The following is a 20,828-nucleotide window of genomic DNA, read 5'->3' as shown; positions in this document are numbered from 1 at the left end:
CCATGACGAGCGAAATGCCGTCCGGTCAGGTCTCGGACCTCGACTGGCTGTTGAGCGGCCTTGTCCAACGCGTGCCCCATACGCGCAGCGCCGTCCTCCTCTCCGCGGACGGCCTGGTGAAATCCGTTCACGGGATGGACGCGGACAGTGCCGATCACATGGCGGCCCTGGCCGCCGGCCTGTACTCACTCGGCCGGAGTGCCGGTGCCCGGTTCGGTGACAACGGCGACGTGCGGCAGGTCGTGGTCGAGCTCGACTCGACGCTCCTGTTCGTCTCCACCGCCGGCTCCGGAACCTGTCTCGCCGTCCTCGCGGGCCGTGAGGCGGACGCCGCAGTGCTTGGATACGAGATGGCCATGCTGGTCAAGAGCGTGCGCCCCTATCTGATGACGCCGCTCCGGCAGCCGGCCGGAGCGCCGTTCACCCCGGGGCTGTGAGAATGCCGGCCCCGCAGGACGGGCCGTTGCTCGACGATGCGGCAGGCCGGCTCATCCGCCCGTACACCGTGAGCAACGGCCGGACGAGGCCGACCACCGTGCTCGACCTGCTCTCCCTGGTGATGGCCACCGGAAGCGAGCCCCAGGTCCACCTCGGTCCTGAACACACCGTGGCCCTGGAGCTCTGCCTCGGACCCACGTCCGTGGCGGAGGTCGCCGCTCATCTCCGGCTCCCCGCCGTCATCACCAAGGTCCTTCTGTCCGACCTGGTCGACTGCGGGGCGGTCACCGCGCACGCCCCTGCGTTTCATGACATGCCAACCGACCGATCCCTGCTGGAGGCAGTGCTCGATGGTCTACGACGACAGCTCTGACAGCTCCGGAAGCTCCGAATACTTTCCCGTGGCCCTCAAAATCCTGGTCGCGGGCGGATTCGGCGTCGGTAAAACGACGTTCGTGGGTGCCGTCAGCGAGATCGCACCCCTGAGTACCGAGGAGCTCCTGACACAGGTCAGCGCGGCGACCGACAGCCTCGAAGGCATCGAATCCAAGTCGGCGACCACCGTGGCCATGGACTTCGGCCGGATCACGCTGTCCGAGCAGCACGTGCTCTATCTCTTCGGTACCCCGGGTCAGGAGCGCTTCTGGTTCATGTGGGACGAACTGTCCAAGGGCGCCCTCGGAGCAGTCGTGCTGGCAGACACACGCCGGCTGGCCGAATGCTTCGCGGCGGTCGACTTCTTCGAGCGGCGCGGCATCGGATTCGTCGTCGCGGTCAACGAGTTCGACGGCGCCTACCGTTACGAACCGGAAGAGGTGCGGGCGGCGCTCGACCTCGGGCCCGCCGTGCCCGTCGTCCTCTGCGACGCGAGGATCGCCAGCTCGGGCACCGGGGCGCTGGTCACTCTCGTCCAGCACCTCATCAACGCCACGGCACCGGCGCCGCTCTCAGGTTTCGGAGCGCATCCGTGACCTCGTTCGGGACGAGCCGCCCGCTGGTCACTTCCCTAGGGCCCCGCCGGAGCGCGCGGCTGCGGAGACTCGGTCCGGGAGCGCGCGCCGACGCCTCGTTCGACAGCTTCGACAGCTTCGACGCCTTCGCCGACCGGGTGGCCGAGGTGACCGCGACACCGTTCTCGATGGTCAACTTCATCGACGAGAAACGACAGTTCTTCGCGGGGCTGCACACCCAGGCCGGCATCCGGGGCGGAGCCGACCTGAGTGCGACTGCCGCGGCCGCGGCCGGCGGAGTCCGCTGTCCGGCCCGGGAGTTCGTCCTACAGATCGAGCGCCGGGAGGCAGGGGCCCCTGACCGCGGGGCGCACGCTCAGTCCAGTGCGAACGCGTCCGCGAGCAGGTGAAGTTGCGTGCCGAGCAGGGTGTCACCGCTGTGTCCCATCCCGGTGAACTGGCCCGCCGTCTCGAGCCCCACCGAGCCGTGCAGCTGTGCCCATACGAGCACGGAGCCAGCCAGCGCGTACGCCGCGCGGCGTGTGTCGGAGGCCGTGTGCGGGGCGTACCGGGCGACCCACTCGGCGACCCCCGCGTCGGCCGCGAGCCAGGTCTCCATCTCGGTCACCAGCGCGGAGCAGCTCGCTCCCGGTGACCCGTCGGTGAAGAGCGGCAGGAACGGGCCGAGCACCGCACGGGCCCGGTCCCGGGTGTCGTCGGGGGCGACATAGCCCGGCACGGGTGCGCCCTGGATCAGCAGATAGCGGTGCGGCTCCGCCGCCGCCCAGGCCCGGTAGGCGCCGCCCAGGGCATGCAGTCGCGTACGCGGACTCCGCCCCGCCGCCTCCGCTCCGGCCGCCGCATGGGCGACTGCCGTGGCCGCGTCGTCGTACGCGTCCCTGATCAGGGCGCTCAGAAGATCGTCACGGCCGGCGAAGTACCGGTAGAGCGCCGGACCCGAGAGGCCCATCTCCTTGGCGACGCGGGTCAGCGCGAGAGCGCCGGCTCCCGACTCGGCCAGCTGCCGCAGCGCCGTGTCCTTGATCTCCGACCGGGTCTGCTCCCGGTAGCGGGCCCGTGGGCTTTCCTGGCCTCGGACCATCGGGACTCCTCTGCTCGGCGGACAGTACCTGCTAGACGCACTCACCTTCGTTATGGATCCTAACAATGCCCGCGCCATCGGTCCGGGCGGGTGATGCCGTCCATCAGCAGGTCGAGCAGCCGCTCGGCCTGTGCGCGCTGGTGAGCGGCCCCGGCTGCGAGGGTGACGCCCGCGAGGTTCATGAGGATGTCGGTCGGGGGGACGTCCTCCCGGATCACTCCCTGGCTGATCCCGGCGAGACGGAACTCCTCGATCGCGCCGGTCAGCTGCTCGCGCGTCTGCGAGCTGAGCTGCTCGTCGTCCCGCAGGAGCGTCTTGAGCGTGTCGGCCATGCCGTGCTTGGTGGCGAGGTAGTCCAGCACCTCGGACATCCATGCGCGCAGGGCCCGGTCGGCGGGCAGCTCGCCGAGCAGATCGGAGGTCCGTGCGGAGAGACGGGCCGTCTCGTAGCGATAGGTGGCGTCGACGAGCTGCTCCCGGGTCGGGAAGCGCCGGTACAAGGTGGCGATGCCGACACCGGCGTCCTTCGCGATCTGCTTCAGGGTCGCGGCGGCGCCGTCCCGTGTGAAGGCCAGGGCTGCCGCGGCGAGGAGTTTGTCCTCGTTGGCCCGGGCGTCGGCCCGGACCGGTCGGCCGGACGGATCAGGCATGCGGTTCTTCCTCTCGGCTTGCGAAGCGGAGTCGGCTCCGCTTAGGTTGCGAGTAAGTGGAGTCGGCTCCGGTTGTCCGGACGTTAGCAGGCCGCCTTCGCTCGTTCCATCGCGCCACCGCGATCAGAGAAGGGCATCGGTCATGCAGTACCGCACGCTGGGAAGCACGGGAGTCCACGTCAGTTCGCTGTGCCTGGGGGCCATGATGTTCGGGCAGTGGGGAAACCCGGACCACGGTGACTCGATCGGCATCATCCGCATGGCGCTCGACGCGGGCGTCAACATCATCGACACGGCCGACGTGTATTCGGGCGGCGAGTCCGAGGTCATCGTCGGGAAGGCGGTTGCCGGGCGGCGCGACGACGTCGTCCTCGCGACCAAGGTGTCGAGCCCGATGGGTCCCGGTCCCAACGAGCGCGGCGCCTCGCGGCGCTGGATCGTCCGGGCCTGCGAGGAGAGTCTGCGTCGCCTGGGTACGGATCACATCGACCTCTACCAGGTGCACCGGCCTGATGCCGCCACCGGCCTCGACGAGACGCTGGGCGCGCTCTCCGATCTCGTCCGCGCGGGCAAGATCCGCTACGCGGGATCCTCGACGTTCGCGCCCTCGGCCATCGTGCAGGCGCAGTGGACCGCCGAGAGCCGGCAGCGCGAGCGCTTCGTGTGTGAACAGCCGCCGTACTCCCTCCTGGTCCGGGGGATCGAGGCCGATGTGCTGCCCACCTGTGAGGCGTACCGGATGGGGGTGCTCGTCTGGAGCCCGCTGGCCGGGGGGTGGCTGTCCGGCCGCTGGCGCCGCGACGCGGCCGGCCTGTCCAGTCACCGCACACGGACGATGCCCTTCCGTACCACTGCCTCCCATTACGACCTGGACGTACCGGGCAACCAGGCCAAGCTCGACGCCGCCACGGAACTCGCCGCCATCGCCGAGGAGGCGGGCCTGTCGCTGGTCCAGCTGGCGCTGGCGTTCGTCACCACGCATCCCGCGGTCTCCGCGGCGATCATCGGCCCGCGCACCGCCGATCATCTGCGCGGCCAGCTGAGCGCCGCCGACATCGTCCTGGAGCCCGCCGTGCTGGACCGCATCGACCGTGTCGTGGCGCCGGGCGTCGATCTCAACCCCGATGACGCGGGCTACGGCGCCGCCGTCCTGCGGGATCCGAAGCGCCGGCGTCGCGGGCCGGAGTGAGGAGTCGGACCGCCATTGCTATGACCCATCGCAAGAGTTACAGTCTCTAACGGAAGTGAGAGGTTGTAACTCTCGATGAGTCGAAGGGGCACACCATGACCACCGCACCCGCTCTCCACGCCGTTCTCGGCGCCGGACCGGCCGGTACCGCCCTGGCCGGGGAACTCGCAGCCCGGGGCCACCGGGTCCGTCTCGTCGACCGGAAGGGGCAGGGGCCCGGGATCGCGGGCGTCGGCCGGTTCGCGGCAGACGTGTCCACCCCGGAAGGCGCCCGCGAGGCCGTCGAGGGGGCGGCGGTCGTCCACCACTGCGTCAACGTCGGGTATCACCTGCAGGTCGAGATGATGCCCCGCATACAGAAGGCGGTCCTCGCGGCGGCCGAGGAGGCAGGCGCACGGCTGGTCGTCCTCGACACGCTCTACCCGTACGGAGAGACGCACGGCGCCGTGATGACCGAGGACACTCCGTGGAACGCGACCAGCCGCAAGGGCGTGATGCGCGCGGAGCTGGACGCCCGGTACCTCGCCGCGCACGCCGAAGGACGTGCCCGCGTCGTGCTGGGCCGCTCCGCCGACTTCTTCGGGCCGGGCGTGCTCAACTCCACGCTGGGCGGCGCCGTGTTCCCCGCGGCGCTCACCGGGGGAGAGGTCCCGGCCTTCGGTGACATCGATCTGCCGCACAGCTACACGTACATCGCCGATGTCGCGGCCGGGCTCGCCACCCTCGGTGACAACCCGGACTCCGACGGACGCGTCTGGCACCTTCCCACGGCACCCGCGCTCACCACGCGGAGGGTCCTCGCGATGATCGAGGAACGCGTCGGCCGTCCCCTGGACCTCACCATGGTCACCGAACCCCGCGCGTTCGGTCCCTTCGACGAGGTGTTCATGGCGGAGTACGCCGAGATGTTCTACCAGCACACCGAAGGCCAGACGGTCGACTCCTCCGCCATCGAGAAGGCCTACGGGCTGTCGCCCACCCCGCTCCCCGAGGCTCTGGACGCCACCCTCGCCTGGTACGGGACACTCCTCGCGGCGCGCTGAGAGCCGCGGGACGCGGGCCTCGGCGCGTAACGGGCGGCTGCTCACGAGGGCGCTCCCGCCTCTGTTGGGTCCGGGCCTGCACGAAACGGGTTCGTGAGCACCGGTGCAAGTGCGGTATTGTTCTCATGCGCGTTCAGCCAGGGGAAACCCCAGGTCAGACGGGCAGCGGGACGTGGCGCAGCTTGGTAGCGCACTTGACTGGGGGTCAAGGGGTCGCAGGTTCAAATCCTGTCGTCCCGACTATGCGGAAACGCAGGTCGGAGGCCGTTCTCTCATCCGTGAGAGGGCGGCTTTTCGTGCGTCCCGGAGCGTGCTGGTCGCAGTGTGGTCGCACGCCTGGGCCGGGGCTGGTTCGCCTGGGTGCTGGGGGCGGGTGGTGCGGGGGAGCGGAGGGGTTGTTGTCGATGGCGGAGAGCGTGCAGCGGATGTAGAGCACGCCCTTGTCGAGGTGGACGTCGTCCCAGTGCAGGCCGAGGGCCCCGCCCTTGCGCATGCCGGTGCCGATGAGGACCTCGAAGAGGTCGGCCATCTCGGGGTCGGTCTGATGGCAGTGGGTGAGGAATCGGGCTGCTTCCTCCGCTGTCCAGATCCGTCGTTCCGGCGAAGCCCCCGCCCCCGGCTTCTCGGAGCGGCCAGGCTACGTCACCCTGTTCTCCGATTCCCCCGCCGCTCCCCGCATCACCGACGACGGCACCCGCGCCCGCAGCCGGTCCGGCGGGTAGAACTGCCGGGCCCAGAGGCGGAACGGGCCGATCGGGCCGTCGCCGCGGGCCAGCCGGGGCGGAGACACGTACCGCTTCGTCGCCCAGACCGGGAAGTCCTGGGACACGAAAGCGCAGTTGCCCCGGAACATCACACCCGCCAGCAGCCGGTGTACCGAGCCGCTCACCCGGCGGGCCAGCGGGGCCGGGAGGGCGGCCGGCTCGGCCACCTCGAAGCGGCTCGTCTGGCGCAGCTGGAAAGCCGCGGGCGCGATCATCGTGGTCGTGTATACGGCACAGGTGCGCACCCCGAACCGAGGGAGCGCCGTGCACACGTGCACCCGGCTGATCCCGTTGCCCTCCAGCGTCACCTCCAGCGGACTCGCGCCCAGCAGCGGCACCCGCTCCTCGGAGCGCACCGAGATCCGGAAGGACCGCCCCTCGAAGACCGCCGGCTCGGCTACCTCCGACGCGCCCCAGCCGTGCAGCGGCGTGAAGTGCCCGATGTCCACCGTGTTCTCGACCACGTCCTGGCTGTGCCCCGCCATCTCCCACGCGGCCAACCGCGGCGCCCACGTCCCGAGCGTGTGCCAGGGCGTGAGCTCCCAGTCCGGCGCCCGCCCGTCGTGGTGCCGCCACACGAAGACGGCGCCGTCGACCTCGCGCACCGGCAGCAGGGTCAGGTCCGAGGACGGCGGCGGGGGCGTGCCGTACCCCGTCCGCGTGCAGGCGCCGTCCGGGCCGAAGGCGAAGCGGTGGAAGGGGCACAGCAGTTCGTCGCCCTCCAGCGCGCCGAGCCCGAGGTGCGCCCCCAGGTGCGGGCAGTACGGGCGGACCGCCCGCACCTCGCCGTCGCGGAGCCGGTAGAGCACCACGTCCTCGCCCTGGAGCGGCCGGGTCAGCAGCGCCCCCCGCACCACCTCCGAGGAGAACGCCACCGAGAACCAGCCGTCGGGGTACGGCAGGACCGGCTCGTGCGCGTCGGCCGGGCTCGGGCCCTCCGTGAGCGCCCGGGTGTGGCCGCGCCTCACAGCTCGACCAGCACCTTGCCGAAGGACGCCGCGCGGTCGCTGTACAGGCTGCGGTAGGCGGCGGGAATGGAGTCGAAGCCGTGGTGCACGGTCTGCTGGTAGCGGATCGCGCCGGCGCGCACCAGCGGCCCCAGCTCGGCGTGCAGCGCCGCCCAGTTGTCCTCGGTGAACCACTCCAGCGCGAAGATCCCGCGGATCGTCGTGCGCGGGAACATGATGTACGGCAGCAGCCGGGGCCCGGTCCACTCGCCGCCAACCTGGCTCGCCCACTGCCAGCACACCGCGACCCGGCTGTCCACGGTGAGCATCGTGAAGACGGTGTCGGTCATGACCCCGCCGAGGTTGTCGAAGTACCGGTCGACGCCGCCAGGAGCCGCCTCCGCCAGGTCCTCGCGGAGCTGCGCCGGGTCCCCGCCGTGCCGGAAGACGACGACGGCGTCGAAGCCGAGCGCCGTCAGCCGCGCCGCCTTCTCCGGCGAACCGGTCGTGCCCACCACCCGCGCGCCCGCCCGCTTCGCCAGCTGCCCGACCAGCGTGCCGATCGCGCCGGACGCGCCGCTGATCAGGACCGTGTCGCCTGGCCGTACGGCCAGGAAGGTGGTGAGGGCGCCCCACGCGGTCATCCCGGCGCCGCCGAGGATGCCGAGCGCGGTGCTCAGCGGCAGCGCCTCGTCGTAGTGGGCCGGGTCCAGCTTCCGGTACGCGGGGAAGACCATCGGGAACGTGCCGGTCTGCCACAGCGCCCCCGCGCCGTTACTGACCAGGTGGGTGCGCCAGCCGCCGAAGCCCTGCACGAGGTCCCCGACGCCGAACATCGCCCGCGGTCCGGCCGCCAGCACCTCCATGATCGAGTCGGCGCCCATGTGGGCGCCCACCGGGGTGTCCAGGGCGATCCCGTGGAGGTACGGGTCGACGGAGACGTACCGCGTGCGCAGCAGCATCTCGTCCTCGGCCAGGTCGGTGTCGAGCTCCTCCACCTCCTTCACGTACATCCGGTCCACGTCCGGCACGCCGTCGTTGTGCTCGCTGACGATCCACTTCTCGGTCTTCACGGGGTCGCTCCTGCGGGTTCGATGAGTTGTACGGGGAGAGGGGCGCTGTCGTCGACGGAGGCGGTGAACGGCCGCCCGTCGTCGCGGCAGACGAAGTGCATGACGTGCCGTCCCGAGGCCGCGGCCCGGATCAGGCCGCCGGTGGTGGCCCAGACGCCGGACAGATAGAAGTCCGCGAGCCCCGGCAGTCCCGGACCGTGTCGCTCGACCTCCTGCTCCACGGTCTCGCCGCTGTCCACGAACGGCTGCCAGCCGAGCACCGTGCCGTCGTAGTTGCCGGTGTAGCGGACCTGGGTGAGCGGGGTGGACACGTCCCGCACCACGATCGCGTCCCGCAGCCCGGGGTGCCGCTCGTCGAGGAAGTCCACGATCGTGTCCCGCACCTGCCGCTTGGCCCGCTGGTAGTCGCGCCCGCGCCCGACCGGCAGCGTGTGCAGCTCCTCGCCGCGGCGGATCCGGGTGAACTGCTCGGGACCGGTGCTCAGCTCCCGCCACGGCGCGATGTCGCAGAAGTACGTGGCGTACACCACGGAGGTGCCCGGCGGCGACAGCTCCGGGTAGTGGCGGCTGCGGAACTGCACGTTGACGCTGGGGTGCCGGATGCCGGTGAGCCGTTCCGCGACCGCTTCCTCCAGGAGGTACGTGGTGCAGGGCTCGCCGTCCGGGAAGGGCCGGCGCAGCCCCAGGAAGACCGTGAGGTAGCCGGGGAAGACCATGTCGGGTTCCGTGATGGTCCGGGTGTACAGCTCCCGGTACGTGTCGGTGAGGTAGCGGCCCTTCAGCAGGTCGAGGAGCGTGGTGCGCCCGTCGCAGGCGGAGACCACGATGTCCGCCCGCAGCTCCGTGCCGTCGCTCAGCCGGACCCCGGCCGCCCGGTCGTTCTCCACCAGGATCTCCACGACCCTGGCGTTGTACATGACCTCGCCGCCGAGCCCCCGGTAGCGCTCCTCGACCGAGCGGGCCAGGCCCAGCGAGCCGCCCTCGGGGACACCGGCCGAGGCGTCGGCGTGCGCCGCGAGCTGGAAGTAGAACGGCAGCACGGGGAAGTTGGGATGCTTCTCGTACAGGATGAAGTTGAACGCCTCGCGCAGCAGCGGGTCCCGGAAGCGCTGCGAGTAGTCCCGCATCAGCGTGCCGATGGAGCGCCGGATCACGTTGAAGTAGGGGACCAAGGACGCCAGCATCCGCCAGCGCTCCAGGCGGCCCATGAGCCCGACCGGGGTGAGGAACGGGTAGCGGGCCAGTGCCTTGCGGAAGGTCCGCAGCCCGGCGCAGAAGTCGCGGATCACCCGGGCGTCGCCGGGGGAGAGGGCGAGCAGGTGCGCTTCGAGGCGGTCCGGATCGGAGTAGAAGTGGACCGCCCGCCCGTCCCGGCCGCGCACCGTGTTGAACACGTCGAAGTTGCGCATCCGCTTGCCCTGGAGCGCGCCGAGCTCCAGCCAGATCTGGTGCATCTCGTTGCCCGGCCCGCTGCCGAGCAGCCAGCTCACACAGCAGTCGAGTGTGAAGTCGCCCCGGTCCCAGGCCGTGCAGGAGCCGCCCGGGATCTCGTGCATCTCCAGCACCCTGCTGCGATAGCCGTTCATCTGGGCGTAGCAGCCGGTGGAGAGCCCGCCGAGCCCTCCGCCGACGATCAGCATGGTCCTTCTGGTCATTCGGCCACCGCCGCCTTCCCGGCGTCGCCCCGCTGTTCGAGTCGTGGCAGCCGGTCCAGCTTCCCGGGATGCCACGGCCCGGCACCCTCGCTCGGCCAGGCCCGGAACTCCCGGCCCAGCTCGTCGCAGAGGAACTGGACCGCGTACCGGCCGCTGGTCGCGGCCCGGATCAGGCCGCCCATCCCGGTCCACTGCCCGGCCATCGAGAAGCCGCTCAGCCCCGGCAGCCGCATCCGGTCCCGGTCCACCAGCGCGGTCGACACGTCGTCGGCCTCGGAGAACGCCTTCCAGGCCAGGATGCTGCCGTAGGTGTTGCCGGTGTACCGCTCCGTCGTCGCCGGCGTCGCCACGTCCACCAGCTCGATCCGCTCCTCGAGGCCCGGATGACGCTCGGCCAGGAAGCCCCGCAGGAAGTCGACGACCTCCTGCTTGCGCTCCCGGTACGCCCGCCGGTCCGCCTTCCGCAGATCCTGCCAGGACCGGTGGTCGGTGAAGTACGTGCAGTGCAGCACCGACTTCCCGGCCGGCGCGAAGCCGTCGGCGTAGTCGGACCGCCGCTGCACCACCAGACTGTGCTGGAGGCTCCCCGGCAGCGCCGCGCCCCGCTCCGGACCGAGGAGGTACGTGGTGCTGTGTGGCTCACCGGCGGGCAGCGGGCCGTCGATCCCGACGAACGCGGAGACCACCGCCGGGTACAGGTTGTCCGGCCGGTCCAGCAGCTCCGTGTACAGCCGCTCGGTGCGGGGGCTGCTCCACCGCCCCTCCAGCAGCCGGTCCAGCACCGTCGGCCCGTCGCAGGCGGCGATCACATGGTCGGCGAAGTGCTCCTGCCCGTCCCGCAGCCGTACGCCGACCGCCCGCCCGTCCTCGACGAGGATCCGCTCCACCCGGGCGCGGTAGCCGATGTGCCCGCCGAGCCCCGTGTACCGCTCCTCCACCGACCGGGCCAGACCCAGCGAACCGCCCTCCGGGAAGCCCGCGTTGCCGTTGAAGGCGCAGGACATCGTGAAGAGGAAGGGGAGCAGCGGGAAGCCGGTCAGCTCCTGGAGGAACATGTTCGGGAACGCCTGGCGCAGCAGCGGGTCCTCGAAGCGGTCCGCGAACCGGCGCATCGGCGTGGCCGCGGTGCGCCAGTACAGCCGGAACGCCGGCAGGATCGCGAGCAGCGTTCGCGCCTTCTCCGTCAGGGACTTCAGCGGCGGCGGCTTCAGCTCCCAGTGCGGGGCGAGCCCCGCGAAGCGCCTGAGGTCCCGGCAGAACGCCCGGATCAGGCGCTCGTCGCCGGGCGAGAGCTCCAGCAGGTGCTTCTGGAGCCGGTCCGGGTCGTTGTAGAACGTGACGGACCGGCCGTCCTCCGTCACCACCCGGTTGAACTGGTCGAAATGGGTGATCCGCTTCCCGTCCAGCGCCCCGAGCTCGCGCCACACGTCGTTCGCCCCGGTCCCGGGTGCCGTGCCGATCAGCCAGTCGATGCAGTAGTCGAAGAGGTAGCCCTGCCGAGCCCAGGCGGTGCAGCAGCCCCCTGGCAGCACGTGCTTCTCGAAGATCCGGCTCTCCAGCCCACTCATCTGCGCGTAGCAGCCGGCGGCCAGACCCGACATGCCCGCGCCGATGATGATCACCCGGGGCCGCCCGCCGGGAGGCCGGGCCTCCCAACGGGGCCCGCCGTCACGCACGCCCATCTGCGGCACCTCCTGCCAGCAGCGCCCGGACCAGCTCCGCGTTCCCGTCGAGGAACGAGCCGTCGAGCATCTCGGCGTGCCGCCCGTGCCCCTCGCGTACGGTGCACCCGGCGGCGGTGACCCCGTGCCAGCCGCCGGGCTCGTCCGCCGCGAAGCGGAGCAGCTTGTCCTGGTCGGAGATCACCGCGATCGGCGCGCCGAGCACACCGAGCGACGGGTGAGCACCGCAGTGCGCCAGGTACTCGCGGGCCTGCTCCACGGTCTCCCGGGCGACGATCTCGGAACCGGTGTGCCGCCGCAGGTGCTCCGCGAGCTCCGCCTCGAACTCGGCCAGGTGCTCCTCGCCGAGGGCGACGGCCTCGGCGATCCGGTACGAGTCCATGATCAGCACGAGGTCCACCGCGCGGCCCCGCCGCTCCAGCTCCCCGGCGATCTCGAACGCGAGGTTGCCGCCGAGGGAGTAACCGAACAGCGTGTACGGCCCGCCCGGGTGCAGCTCCTCGGCCAGATCCGCGTACCGGGCCGCCTTGCCCGGACCCGGCAGGTAGTTGAACGCGGCGAAGCGGTGCTCGGGCAGCCGCGCCGCGAGCTGCCGGTACACCAGCCCGTGCCCGCCCGCGGGCGGCAGGCAGAACACCGTCGCCGCCGGGTCCGCGCCCGGGTTGAACCACAGGTACGGCTCGGCGCCGGGCAGCCGCCCGGTGACGACGTCCTCCAGGGTGCGGGCCATGCCGTGCAGGGTGCTGGTCTGGAACAGCCGCCCGACCGGCACGGACGCGTTGAACTCGGTCCGCAGGTGGTGGATCAGCTCGATCAGCTTGATCGAACTGCCGCCCGCCTCGAAGAAGTCGTCCCGCAGCCCCGGCCGCTCCAGCCCGAGCAGCGACCGCCAGTGCGCCGCCATCCGCGTCTCGTACAGCGTCACCGGCGGTTCGTACCTCTCCGGTCCCGCCTCCGCGCGCGGCTCCGGCAGCGCGCCGAGATCGACCTTGCCGTTCGCGGTCAGCGGCAGCGCGGACAGCTCCGTGAAGTGCGCCGGGATCAGATACGTCGGCAGCTGCTCCGCGAGGTGGCGGCGCAGTCCCCGGGCGTCGGCCACCGCGCCCGGCGCGGGCACGCAGTAGGCGCACAGCACGTTCTCGCCCGTCTCGTCCCGCCGTACCGTCACGCACACCTGCGCCAGCTCGGGCCGGGCGGCCAGCCGCGCCTCGATCTCCCCGGTCTCCACCCGGTGGCCGCGCACCTTCACCTGCCCGTCGGCCCGCCCGAGGAGGTGCAGCACCCCCTCCGCGTCCCAGTGCCCGAGGTCCCCCGTCCGGTACAGCCGTACGGGTTCGCCGCCCGGTTCGAGGGTCACGAACCGCTCGGCCGTCCGCTCCGGATCGCCCAGGTAGCGGTCGGCGACGCCGGCGCCGCCGATCCACAGCTCACCGGCCACCCCCGGCGGCACCGGCTCGCCGTGCCGGTCGAGGACGTACAGCTCGCTGTTGGGCAGCGGCCGGCCGACCGGCACCATCCGGCCCGGCTCCAGCCCCTCCGCCGGCCCCTCGTAGTAGGCGCTGTCGATGGTGGCCTCGGTCAGCCCGTACGAGTTGACCACCCGGGTCCCCGGCCCGCACAGCGCGACGAGCCTCCGGTGCTCGCCCGCCCGCCAGGCGTCCGAGCCGACGATCACCAGGCGCATGAACTCCAGGCCCAGCCCCTCCCGCTCGCAGTGTGCCAGCAGCCCGCGCGCCACCGACGGCACGAACTCGCCGCAGTCCACGCCCTCCGCGCGCATGGTCCGGTAGAGCCGCGCGGTGTCGAAGAGGAGGTCCCGGTCGACGAGGACCAGCGTCCCGCCCGAACACAGCGCCCGGACCAGGTCCCCGGTGAACACGTCGAAGGAGACGCCCGCCATCTGCAGGTGCACCCGGACGTCGGTGTCCAGCCGGTACTCCTGCTGCCAGGCGACGAACACCGAGGCCAGGTTGCGGTGGCTGACCCGCACCGCCTTGGGGCGGCCGGTGGAACCCGAGGTGTGGATCACGTATGCCGTCTGGTCGAGGCCCACGGCCGGCTCCGGCCGCTCCTCGGTCCCCGGCCGGTCCAGCTCGTCGAGGGTGACCGGCCGTCCCGGCAGCCGGTCCGCCTGGCCCCGCCGCCCGTCGGTCAGAACCAGCGTGGCCCCGGCGTTCTCCATCAGCTCGGCCAGCCGCTCCGCCGGGTGGTCCCGGTCCAGCGGCAGATACGCGCCCCCGGCCCGCCACACCGCGAGCAGCGCGATCACCAGCTCCGGCGACTTCGCAAGACGCACCGCCACCACCGTCCCGGCGCCGACGCCGCGTTCGCGCAGCGAGGCCGCCACGCGCCGCGAGCGCTGGTCAAGCTCCCGGTAGCCGAGCCGCCGCCCGCCCGGCACGGACACCGCGACCGCCTCCGGGAACTGCGCGGCGATCTTCCCGATCAGCTCGTGCACCGGCACGTCGTGGTCGATCCGTCGGCCGACGCCGCCGAACCCGGTGACGATCCGCTCCCGTTCCCCGGCCCCCAGCATCGGCAGCCGTCCCGCCGGGCGCTCGCCCTCCGCGCGGGTCAGGCCGTCGAGGAGGTTCCGGTAGTGCGCGGCCATCCGACGCGCCGTCGCCGCGTCGAACAGGTCGGTGTTGTACTTCAGCACGCAGTGGAAGCGCCCGTCGGACCGGTCCTCGTACGCGGACAGCGTGACATCGAACTGCCCCTCTTCCTCGGGGAGTTCGATGTACTCCAGTGTGTACCCGAAGCGCTCCACGGCCACCTTGTGGGTGAGCAGGATGAACATCGCCTGGAAGACCGCCGAGCGGCTCGGGTCGTGCTGGAGGCCCAACTGCTCCACGAGCAGCACGAACGGGTACTCCTGATTGTCGAGGCCCCCGAGGACCGTGTCCCGCACCCGGCCCAGCAGCTCGGCCACCGACGGCTCCCCGGCCAGGCTCACGTGCAGCGGCAGCGGATTGACGAAGTAGCCGTAGACGGAGGCGAACTCCTCCTCGGTGCGCCCTGTGACGGGGCTGCCGACCACGATCTCGTCCTGCCCCGACCAGCGGTGCAGCAGCAGGTAGTACGCGGTGAGCAGCACCGTGAACAGGGTGACGTTGTGCTCCCGGGCCAGCGTCTGCACCCGGGCGCTGAGCTCGTCGTCGAGCTGGAAGAACTCGGAGGCGCCGTTGTCGGTCTGCACCGGCGGGCGCGGCCGGTCGGTGGGCAGTTCGAGCGCCGGGACCTCCCGCGGCAGGTGCTCCCGCCAGTACTCCAGCATCCGCCGCGCCTCGGGCCCGGCCAGGAAGCGGTTCCGCCGGTTGAGGAAGTCCAGGTAGCGGGCCCGGACCGGGGCCAGCTCCGCCGGCCGGCCGGTGCGCAGCCCGTGGTAGACCTCGAACAGCTCCTCGATGAAGGTGAAGGTGGAGATCGCGTCCGAGACGATGTGGTGGACCGCCTTCATCAGCACCCAGCGGTCCGGGGCCCGTCGGAACAGCCGCAGCCGCACCAGAGGATCCCGCTCCAGGTCGTACGGCCTGCGGTACTCCGCTACCAGCCGGGCGCGGACCTCGTCCCAGGGCAGCCCGGACACATCGAGAAGACCGGTGTCGGCGATGGCCTCGGGCCGCACCCGCTGGACCGGACGCCCGTCCTCGGTGGTGATGTTGACGCGCAGGCTCGGATGCCGGGCGATCAGCGTCCGGAAGGCATCGAACAGCAGCTCCGGGTCGAGCTCCGCGCGCACCTCCACCGCGCCGCCGATGTTGTACGCGAAGCCGTCCGGGTTGAGCTGCCGGAGAAACCACAGGGCCTGCTGGTTGTGGGTGAGTGGGTAGCACGCCTCGTCGGTGAACAACTCCACCGCCGTCTCCGCCACCGGACCCCCGGCCGCCGCGAGCTCGGTCAGCCCCGCGTGCAGCCGCTCGGTCAGCTCGCTCACCGGCCCATTGCTGAGCAGCGCCACCACCGGCAGCGAGACCCCCAGCTCGGTGTGGGTCCGGGCCCGCAGCTCCATGGCGAGCAGCGAGTCCAGACCGAGCGAGCCGAGCCGGGCGTCCGCGTCGACCAGCTCCGGCCGCACCCGCAGCACACCCGCCGCGAGGGCCGCGAACCGCTCGGCCACCAACGCCGTACGCGCCGCCTCGTCGGCGGCGCGGAACGCGTCGAGCAGACTGCCGCCCTGCCCCGCCGGGACCTCCCGCGCCGCCGCGGCGGCGAGCGCCGACACCAGCGGCGGCGGGGTGGGATACCAGGACAGGAACACCGGCCAGTCCACCACCGCGGCCACCAGCAACTGGGCCCGGTCCTGCCCGATCACCCGCTCCAGGACCGCCATGCCCGCCTCCGGCGCCAGCGAGCTCATCCCGCGCGCGTCCCGGTAGTGGGCGACCAGCCCGAGCTCCTCGATCATGCCGGTGGCCCACGGCCCCCAGTCCAGGCTGAGCGCGGGCAGACCGAGCGCCCGGCGGTGATGGGCGAGCGCGTCCAGGAACGCGTTCCCGGCCGCGTAGTTGACCTGACCGGCCGTGGTCAGCAGCGAGGCGACCGACGCGAACAGTACGAAGTGCTCGACCGGCTCGTCGCGCAGCAGCCGGTGCAGCAGGTACCCGCCGTGCACCTTCGGCCCGTAGCCCGCGTCGAACGCTTCGCGGTCCAACGACGGCAGCAGGACGTCCCGCACCTGTCCCGCGAGGTGGAACACGCCCCGCACCGGCGGCAGACCGGCGGCCCGACGCCCGGCCAGCCAGCCCTCCATGGCCGCCGCGTCGGTCACGTCTACCGCGGCGACCAGCACCTCTGCGCCGAGCGCTTCGAGCTCGCGCAGGAACGTGACCCGCCGCCCCTCGGGGCCGCCCGGATCGAGCTCCCGCCACGCGCCGCGCTCCGGCACGCCGGTGCGGCCGAGCAGGACCAGGCGCCGGGCCCCGCGCCGTACCAGGGTGCGGCAGAGCAGCCGCCCCAGCGCCCCGAACGCGCCCGTGACCAGATAGGCGCCATCCGCGCGCAGCCGCAGCGGCAGCGGACGGGTCAGCCCCGCGGGCGGACGCAGCCGGCTGAGGTGCCGCCGCCCGGACCGCAGCGCGATCTCGCCCTCGCCGTCGTCCGCCGTGAGCGCGCGCAGCAGCACCTCGGCCTCGCCGGGACCCCCGGCCGGGTCGAGATCGATCAGTTTGCCGCTGTGACCGGTGAGCTCCTGCTGCCACAGCACCCGGCCGATGCCCCAGGCGGGCGCGCCGAACGGCTCCACCGGCTTGCCCGGCACCACCGCCTGGGCGCCCCGGGTGACGATGTGCAGGCGCCCCTCCGGGCACGCCTCGGGCAGCACCTGGGCGAGCAGGACGAGCGAGTAGCCGCCGACCGTGCCGATCCCGTCGAGGTCCGCCGCGCCGACCGTGTCCAGCGGGGGCAGATCGAGGTTCCACATATGCACCACGGCTCCGAACCCCGGCCCGAGTTCGTCGAACAGCCTGCGCAGATCGGCCTCCGATTCGGGTCGCACGGTCATGTGCCGGGCCCCGCTTCGGTATCGGCTGCCCGGGCGGACCAGCCGGCACCGCCCGCCGCGCGCCACGACCGCCTCGGCCATTCGCGCGCCGAGCCCGCCCTCGTCGGCGAAGACCACCAGGTCGAGCGCGGGGGAGCCGTCGGGACCGTCCCCGGTCCCCTCGGCGGTCCCGCCGTCCTCCGGCGCCTCGGTGGGCGTCTCCTCCCAGACCACCTCGGCCAGCCAGCCGTCGATGGTGCCGAGCTTCACCGAGGAGGCCACCCGGTCCACCGCCGCCGCGCGGAAGCCGCTGATCCGGCCGAGCGGCGTCCCGTCCTCGGCGTACAGGGCGAGGTCGCCGACCAGTTCCTCGTCGCTCTCCGCGGTCACCGTCGCGTGCGCCCACAGGGCCCGGTCGCCGACCGCGTCCAGCCGCAGCTCCGCGATGCCGACGGGCAGCCGGATCCCGGCGGACCGGCCGTCGTCCGGCGTCATCGCGGTGAGCATGGTCTGGAAGCAGGCGTCCAGGAGCACGGGGTGCACATGGCAGTCCGCGGCCCCGTCGCCCATGCCCGGTGTGGGCCGGATCAGCGACAGCGCCTCGCCGGGCGCAGTCCACACCTCGTCGATCGCCCGGAACGCCGGGCCGTAGTGGTAGCCGAGCGCTGCCAGTTCGCCGTAGCACGCCTCCCGGTCGAGCCGACGCCCCGCCCGCGCCCGTACCGCGTCCGTTTCCAGCGGTTCCGCGAGCCGGCGTGGCTGCCCGGTGCGGACGACCCCGCTCGCGTGGACCGTACGGTCCGGAGCCCCGGTCCCGGAACCGGCGAGGGAGGCGATGGTGAACCCGGCCTCCTCCGGCGCGAAGGCCAGCTGGACGGTCGTCGCCTCGCCGTCGGGCAGGAACAGGGCCCGGGAGAACTCGACGTCGGCCAGGGTCGCCGTGTCGCCGCCGGTCAGCGTCCGGACCGCCTGCGCGGCCATCTCCAGGTACCCGGCGGCCGGGAAGACCGTGCTGTCCTCGATCCGGTGGTCGGCCAGGTACGGCAGCCGCTCGGTGTCCAGGCGGCTCTCCCAGGTCGGCTGCAGCGCGGAGGTGCGCCGGCCGAGCAGCGGGTGGTCCAGCCGGCCGAGCCGGATCTGCTCCACCGGCGCGGGCTCCACCCAGTACCGCTCCCGCTGCCACGGATAGCCCGGCAGCGGCACCGGCCGCCCCACGGGCTGGAGCACCGACCAGTCCACGTCGACGCCCAGCGTGTACAGCTCCGCGAGGGAGCGGGCGAACCGCTCGGGCTCGTCCTCCCGGCGCCGGATCGACGGCAGCGTCACCCCCTCGACGGCCCGGCCCTTCAGGCACTCCCGGATCGAGTGGCCGAGCACCGGGTGCGGACCGATCTCCAGGAACAGCGTGTACCCGTCGTCGACCAGCCGGTCGACCGCGGCACGGAACCGGACGGGCCGCCGGACGTTCTCCCACCAGTACGCGGCGTCCAGCTCCGGCCCCCGCGCACGCCCCTCGCGGGCGGTCAGATACAGCGGGAGACCGCCGGCGCGCGGCGCGATCCCGGCCAGCGCCTCGTGCAGCTCGGCCTCGATCGGGTCCATCCGCACGCTGTGGTACGGCACTTCGACGTCGAGGAACCGGGCGAAGACCTGCTCCCGCTCCAGCCGCCCGGCGAGCTCCCCGAGGGTGTCCCGGTCCCCGGACAGCGTCACCGACGCCGGGCTGTTCACGGCGGCGACCGACACGTGGTCCCGGTACGGGCGGACCAGCCGCTCGGCCTCCTCCTCGGACAGGTTCGCCGCCAGCATCACGCCGGTGCCCGCGAGCCGGTGCTGGAGGGCGCTGCGCGCCAGCGCGATCCGGACGGCGTCCTCCAGGCCGTACACCCCGGCCTGGTGGAAGGCCGCGATCTCGCCGGTGCTGTGCCCGACGACGGCGTCCGGCCGCACCCCGTGGTGTTCCCACAGCGCCGCGAGCCCCACCTGGACGGCGAAGTTGGCGGGCTGGGCGAGCCAGGTCTCGGCCATCCGGGACTCCGCCTCGGGCCGGGTCAGCTCGTCGAGCAGCGACCAGCCCGCCTGGCGCCGGACCTCCCGATCGCAGCGCTCGACCGCCTCCCGGAACACGGGCTCGGCGTCCAGGAGCTCGCGCCCCATGCCCCACCACTGCGGCCCCATGCCGGTGAACACCCACACCAGCCGCCGCGCCCCGGGCTCCCGGAGGCGGCCCCGCACGGCCCGGGGGTGCTGCTCCCCGCGCTCGCAGGCGGCCAGTACCTCGTCGAGGGAGCCGGGCGGGCCGAGGGGGGAGTGGACCACGGCGAGGCGCTCCTCGAAGTGCTGGCGGCGGTGGGCCAGGGTGTGCCCGAGGTCCGCGAGGGGCACTCCGGCGGCAAGTTCGCGGCGGACGCCCGCGGCCAGTTCGGCCGGGCCCGACGCGTGCCGGGCACTCAGCGGGAGGACCGAGCGGGCGGGCGTCCGGGCCGTCGCGCGCGGCTCCTCCGGCGGGCGGGGCGGCGCCTCCTCCAGCAGGACGTGGGCGTTGGTGCCGCCGAAGCCGAAGGAGTTGACGCCTGCCCGCGCGGGTCCCTCGTGCTCCGGCCAGTCGACCGGTGCGGTCGGGATCTCGAAGGGCAGCGCGGCGAAGTCGATGGCGGGGTTGGGCTGTTCGAGGTTCAGGTGCGGTGGGATGCGGCGGTGCCGGAGGGCCAGCGCCGTCTTGATCAGGCCCGCGACGCCGGCGGCGGCCTCCGTGTGCCCGATGTTGGTCTTGACCGAGCCGACGTAGCACCGCGCCCCGGGCGCCCGGCCCTGCGCCAGTACCCGGCCCAGCGCCCGCGCTTCGATCGGGTCGCCGACGGGGGTGGAGGTGCCGTGCGCCTCGACGTACTGAAGGCTGCCCGGTGTCACTCCCGCCTCGGCGCAGACCCGCTCGATGAGCGTGGCCTGGGCGTCGGCGCTGGGCACGGTGATGCCGTTGGTGCGTCCGTCCTGGTTCACCCCGCTGCCGATCACCACGGCGTGCACCGGGTCGCCGTCGCGCAGCGCGTCCGAGAGGCGCTTGAGCGCCACGACGCCGACGCCCTCGGCCCGTACGTAGCCGTCGGCGGAGGCGTCGAAGGCGCGGGAGCGTCCGTCGGGGGAGAGGAAGCCGCCCTTGGTCTCGGCGATGGTGTACTGCGGCGCGAGGTGCAGCAGGGTGCCTCCGGCCAGGGCGAGTTCACTCTCGCCGCGCTGCAGGCTCTGGCAGGCCAGGTGGACCGCGACCAGGGAGGAGCTGCACGCCGTGTCGATCGAGATGCTGGGGCCGCGGAAGTCGAGGCAGTGCGAGATGCGGTTCGAGACCATCGTCATCATCGTGCCGGTCGCGGTGTGCGCGGACAGCGTCTCGAAGCCGAGGTCGGCGAACTGCAGGATCTTGTAGTCCAGGGTGAAGGCGCCGATGAAGACGCCGACGTCCCGCCCGGCCAGTTCGGCGGGCCGCTGCCCGCCGTCCTCCAGCGCCTCCCAGGACACCTCCAGGAGCTTGCGCTGCTGCGGGTCCATGTGCTCGGCCTCGCGCGGGCTGATCCCGAAGAAGTGGGGGTCGAACTCGTCGAAGCCGTCGATGTAGCCGCCCCGGCCGCCGGTCAGCCGGCCCGGCTTGGCCCGGTCGCGGCTGCCGAGGGTCGTGGTGTCGTACCGGTCCGCCGGGGTGGGGACGAGACAGTCCCGGCCTTCGATCAGGTTGCGCCAGAAGGACCGGTGGTCACCCGCGTGTCCGGGGAGCCGGCAGCCGATGCCGATGATGGCGACCTTGTCGCGGTGGGCGGCGCTGGGTGAGTCCGTCATGGTCCAATCCGGTGGAGACGAC

General features: G+C 72.6%; 13 protein-coding genes, 1 tRNA gene and 1 pseudogene. 7 read left to right on the top strand and 8 right to left on the bottom strand.

The window, feature by feature from the left end:
- The first annotated feature begins 2 nt into the window (after positions 1–2).
- The 4 genes and pseudogenes from ACIREO_RS08210 to ACIREO_RS08195 form a co-directional block, all read left to right on the top strand.
- Positions 3–437, top strand: coding sequence for a roadblock/LC7 domain-containing protein (locus ACIREO_RS08210; RefSeq protein WP_404106549.1), 435 nt, complete (start codon positions 3–5; stop codon positions 435–437).
- A 2-nt stretch (positions 438–439) separates the two neighbouring features.
- A complete protein-coding gene (locus ACIREO_RS08205; protein ID WP_404106547.1) occupies positions 440–811 on the top strand; it encodes a DUF742 domain-containing protein in 372 nt (123 codons plus the stop codon).
- Positions 789–1,409 carry a GTP-binding protein gene (locus ACIREO_RS08200; protein WP_404106546.1) on the top strand — a complete coding sequence of 207 codons (621 nt, stop codon included), beginning with the start codon at positions 789–791 and terminating at the stop codon, positions 1,407–1,409. Before ACIREO_RS08205 ends, ACIREO_RS08200 begins: the two co-directional genes overlap by 23 nt.
- Positions 1,406–1,708, top strand: a pseudogene (locus ACIREO_RS08195) (GAF domain-containing protein); the annotation flags it as partial. The gene ACIREO_RS08200 and the pseudogene ACIREO_RS08195, both read left to right, overlap by 4 nt.
- Positions 1,709–1,764: 56 nt before the next feature.
- Here the strand turns inward: ACIREO_RS08195 and ACIREO_RS08190 are convergent.
- Complete coding sequence (locus ACIREO_RS08190; protein WP_404106544.1) at positions 1,765–2,490, bottom strand: TetR/AcrR family transcriptional regulator; 726 nt, start codon at positions 2,488–2,490, stop codon at positions 1,765–1,767.
- 59 nt (positions 2,491–2,549) lie between these two features.
- Complete coding sequence (locus ACIREO_RS08185) at positions 2,550–3,140, bottom strand: TetR/AcrR family transcriptional regulator (protein WP_404106543.1); 591 nt, start codon at positions 3,138–3,140, stop codon at positions 2,550–2,552.
- Positions 3,141–3,282: 142 nt separating this feature from the next.
- Between ACIREO_RS08185 and ACIREO_RS08180 the strand changes: the two genes are divergently transcribed.
- From ACIREO_RS08180 to ACIREO_RS08170, 3 genes are all read left to right on the top strand, one after another.
- The gene (locus ACIREO_RS08180) at positions 3,283–4,329 is read left to right on the top strand and encodes an aldo/keto reductase (RefSeq protein WP_404106542.1); all 1,047 of its coding nucleotides are present in this window, start codon (positions 3,283–3,285) and stop codon (positions 4,327–4,329) included.
- 95 nt (positions 4,330–4,424) lie between these two features.
- Entirely contained in the window at positions 4,425–5,372 is a 948-nt protein-coding gene (locus ACIREO_RS08175; protein ID WP_404106540.1) for an NAD-dependent epimerase/dehydratase family protein, read from the top strand.
- A gap of 166 nt (positions 5,373–5,538) precedes the next feature.
- A tRNA-Pro gene (locus ACIREO_RS08170) sits at positions 5,539–5,612 on the top strand.
- Here ACIREO_RS08170 and ACIREO_RS08165 read toward each other — a convergent pair.
- From ACIREO_RS08165 to ACIREO_RS08140, 6 genes are all read right to left on the bottom strand, one after another.
- On the bottom strand, positions 5,578–5,901 hold the full coding sequence (locus ACIREO_RS08165) for a hypothetical protein (RefSeq protein WP_404106538.1): 324 nt from the start codon (positions 5,899–5,901) through the stop codon (positions 5,578–5,580). The two genes, ACIREO_RS08170 and ACIREO_RS08165, sit on opposite strands and share 35 nt — an antisense overlap.
- A gap of 108 nt (positions 5,902–6,009) precedes the next feature.
- Positions 6,010–7,104: a Rieske 2Fe-2S domain-containing protein gene (locus tag ACIREO_RS08160; protein WP_404106536.1), complete on the bottom strand. Its 1,095-nt coding sequence runs from the start codon at positions 7,102–7,104 to the stop codon at positions 6,010–6,012.
- On the bottom strand, positions 7,101–8,156 hold the full coding sequence (locus tag ACIREO_RS08155; protein ID WP_404106535.1) for an MDR family NADP-dependent oxidoreductase: 1,056 nt from the start codon (positions 8,154–8,156) through the stop codon (positions 7,101–7,103). The genes ACIREO_RS08160 and ACIREO_RS08155 overlap by 4 nt, the downstream gene beginning before the upstream one ends.
- Positions 8,153–9,796: a phytoene desaturase family protein gene (locus ACIREO_RS08150; RefSeq protein ID WP_404106773.1), complete on the bottom strand. Its 1,644-nt coding sequence runs from the start codon at positions 9,794–9,796 to the stop codon at positions 8,153–8,155. Before ACIREO_RS08150 ends, ACIREO_RS08155 begins: the two co-directional genes overlap by 4 nt.
- An 11-nt stretch (positions 9,797–9,807) precedes the next feature.
- Positions 9,808–11,493 carry a phytoene desaturase family protein gene (locus ACIREO_RS08145; RefSeq protein ID WP_404106533.1) on the bottom strand — a complete coding sequence of 562 codons (1,686 nt, stop codon included), beginning with the start codon at positions 11,491–11,493 and terminating at the stop codon, positions 9,808–9,810.
- Complete coding sequence (locus tag ACIREO_RS08140; RefSeq protein ID WP_404106532.1) at positions 11,480–20,806, bottom strand: amino acid adenylation domain-containing protein; 9,327 nt, start codon at positions 20,804–20,806, stop codon at positions 11,480–11,482. The genes ACIREO_RS08145 and ACIREO_RS08140 overlap by 14 nt, the downstream gene beginning before the upstream one ends.
- Positions 20,807–20,828: the final 22 nt, after the last annotated feature.

It is taken from the genome of Streptomyces sp. NPDC102441, assembly GCF_044765585.1.
Lineage (GTDB): Bacteria > Actinomycetota > Actinomycetes > Streptomycetales > Streptomycetaceae > Streptomyces.
Note: the sequence above shows the minus strand (reverse complement) of the source record. Positions and strands in the feature narration are given on the sequence as shown.

Bases quoted from the DNA above. Each gene is read 5' to 3' on its own strand.
- ACIREO_RS08165 (WP_404106538.1), bottom strand. From the start codon at position 5,901: ATGGCCGACCTCTTCGAGGTCCTCATCGGCACCGGCATGCGCAAGGGC.
- ACIREO_RS08140 (WP_404106532.1), bottom strand. From the start codon at position 20,806: ATGACGGACTCACCCAGCGCCGCCCACCGCGACAAGGTCGCCATCATC.
- ACIREO_RS08185 (WP_404106543.1), bottom strand. From the start codon at position 3,140: ATGCCTGATCCGTCCGGCCGACCGGTCCGGGCCGACGCCCGGGCCAAC.
- ACIREO_RS08210 (WP_404106549.1), top strand. From the start codon at position 3: ATGACGAGCGAAATGCCGTCCGGTCAGGTCTCGGACCTCGACTGGCTG.
- ACIREO_RS08180 (WP_404106542.1), top strand. From the start codon at position 3,283: ATGCAGTACCGCACGCTGGGAAGCACGGGAGTCCACGTCAGTTCGCTG.
- ACIREO_RS08145 (WP_404106533.1), bottom strand. From the start codon at position 11,493: ATGGGCGTGCGTGACGGCGGGCCCCGTTGGGAGGCCCGGCCTCCCGGC.
- ACIREO_RS08175 (WP_404106540.1), top strand. From the start codon at position 4,425: ATGACCACCGCACCCGCTCTCCACGCCGTTCTCGGCGCCGGACCGGCC.
- ACIREO_RS08205 (WP_404106547.1), top strand. From the start codon at position 440: ATGCCGGCCCCGCAGGACGGGCCGTTGCTCGACGATGCGGCAGGCCGG.
- ACIREO_RS08150 (WP_404106773.1), bottom strand. From the start codon at position 9,796: ATGCTGATCGTCGGCGGAGGGCTCGGCGGGCTCTCCACCGGCTGCTAC.
- ACIREO_RS08200 (WP_404106546.1), top strand. From the start codon at position 789: ATGGTCTACGACGACAGCTCTGACAGCTCCGGAAGCTCCGAATACTTT.
- ACIREO_RS08190 (WP_404106544.1), bottom strand. From the start codon at position 2,490: ATGGTCCGAGGCCAGGAAAGCCCACGGGCCCGCTACCGGGAGCAGACC.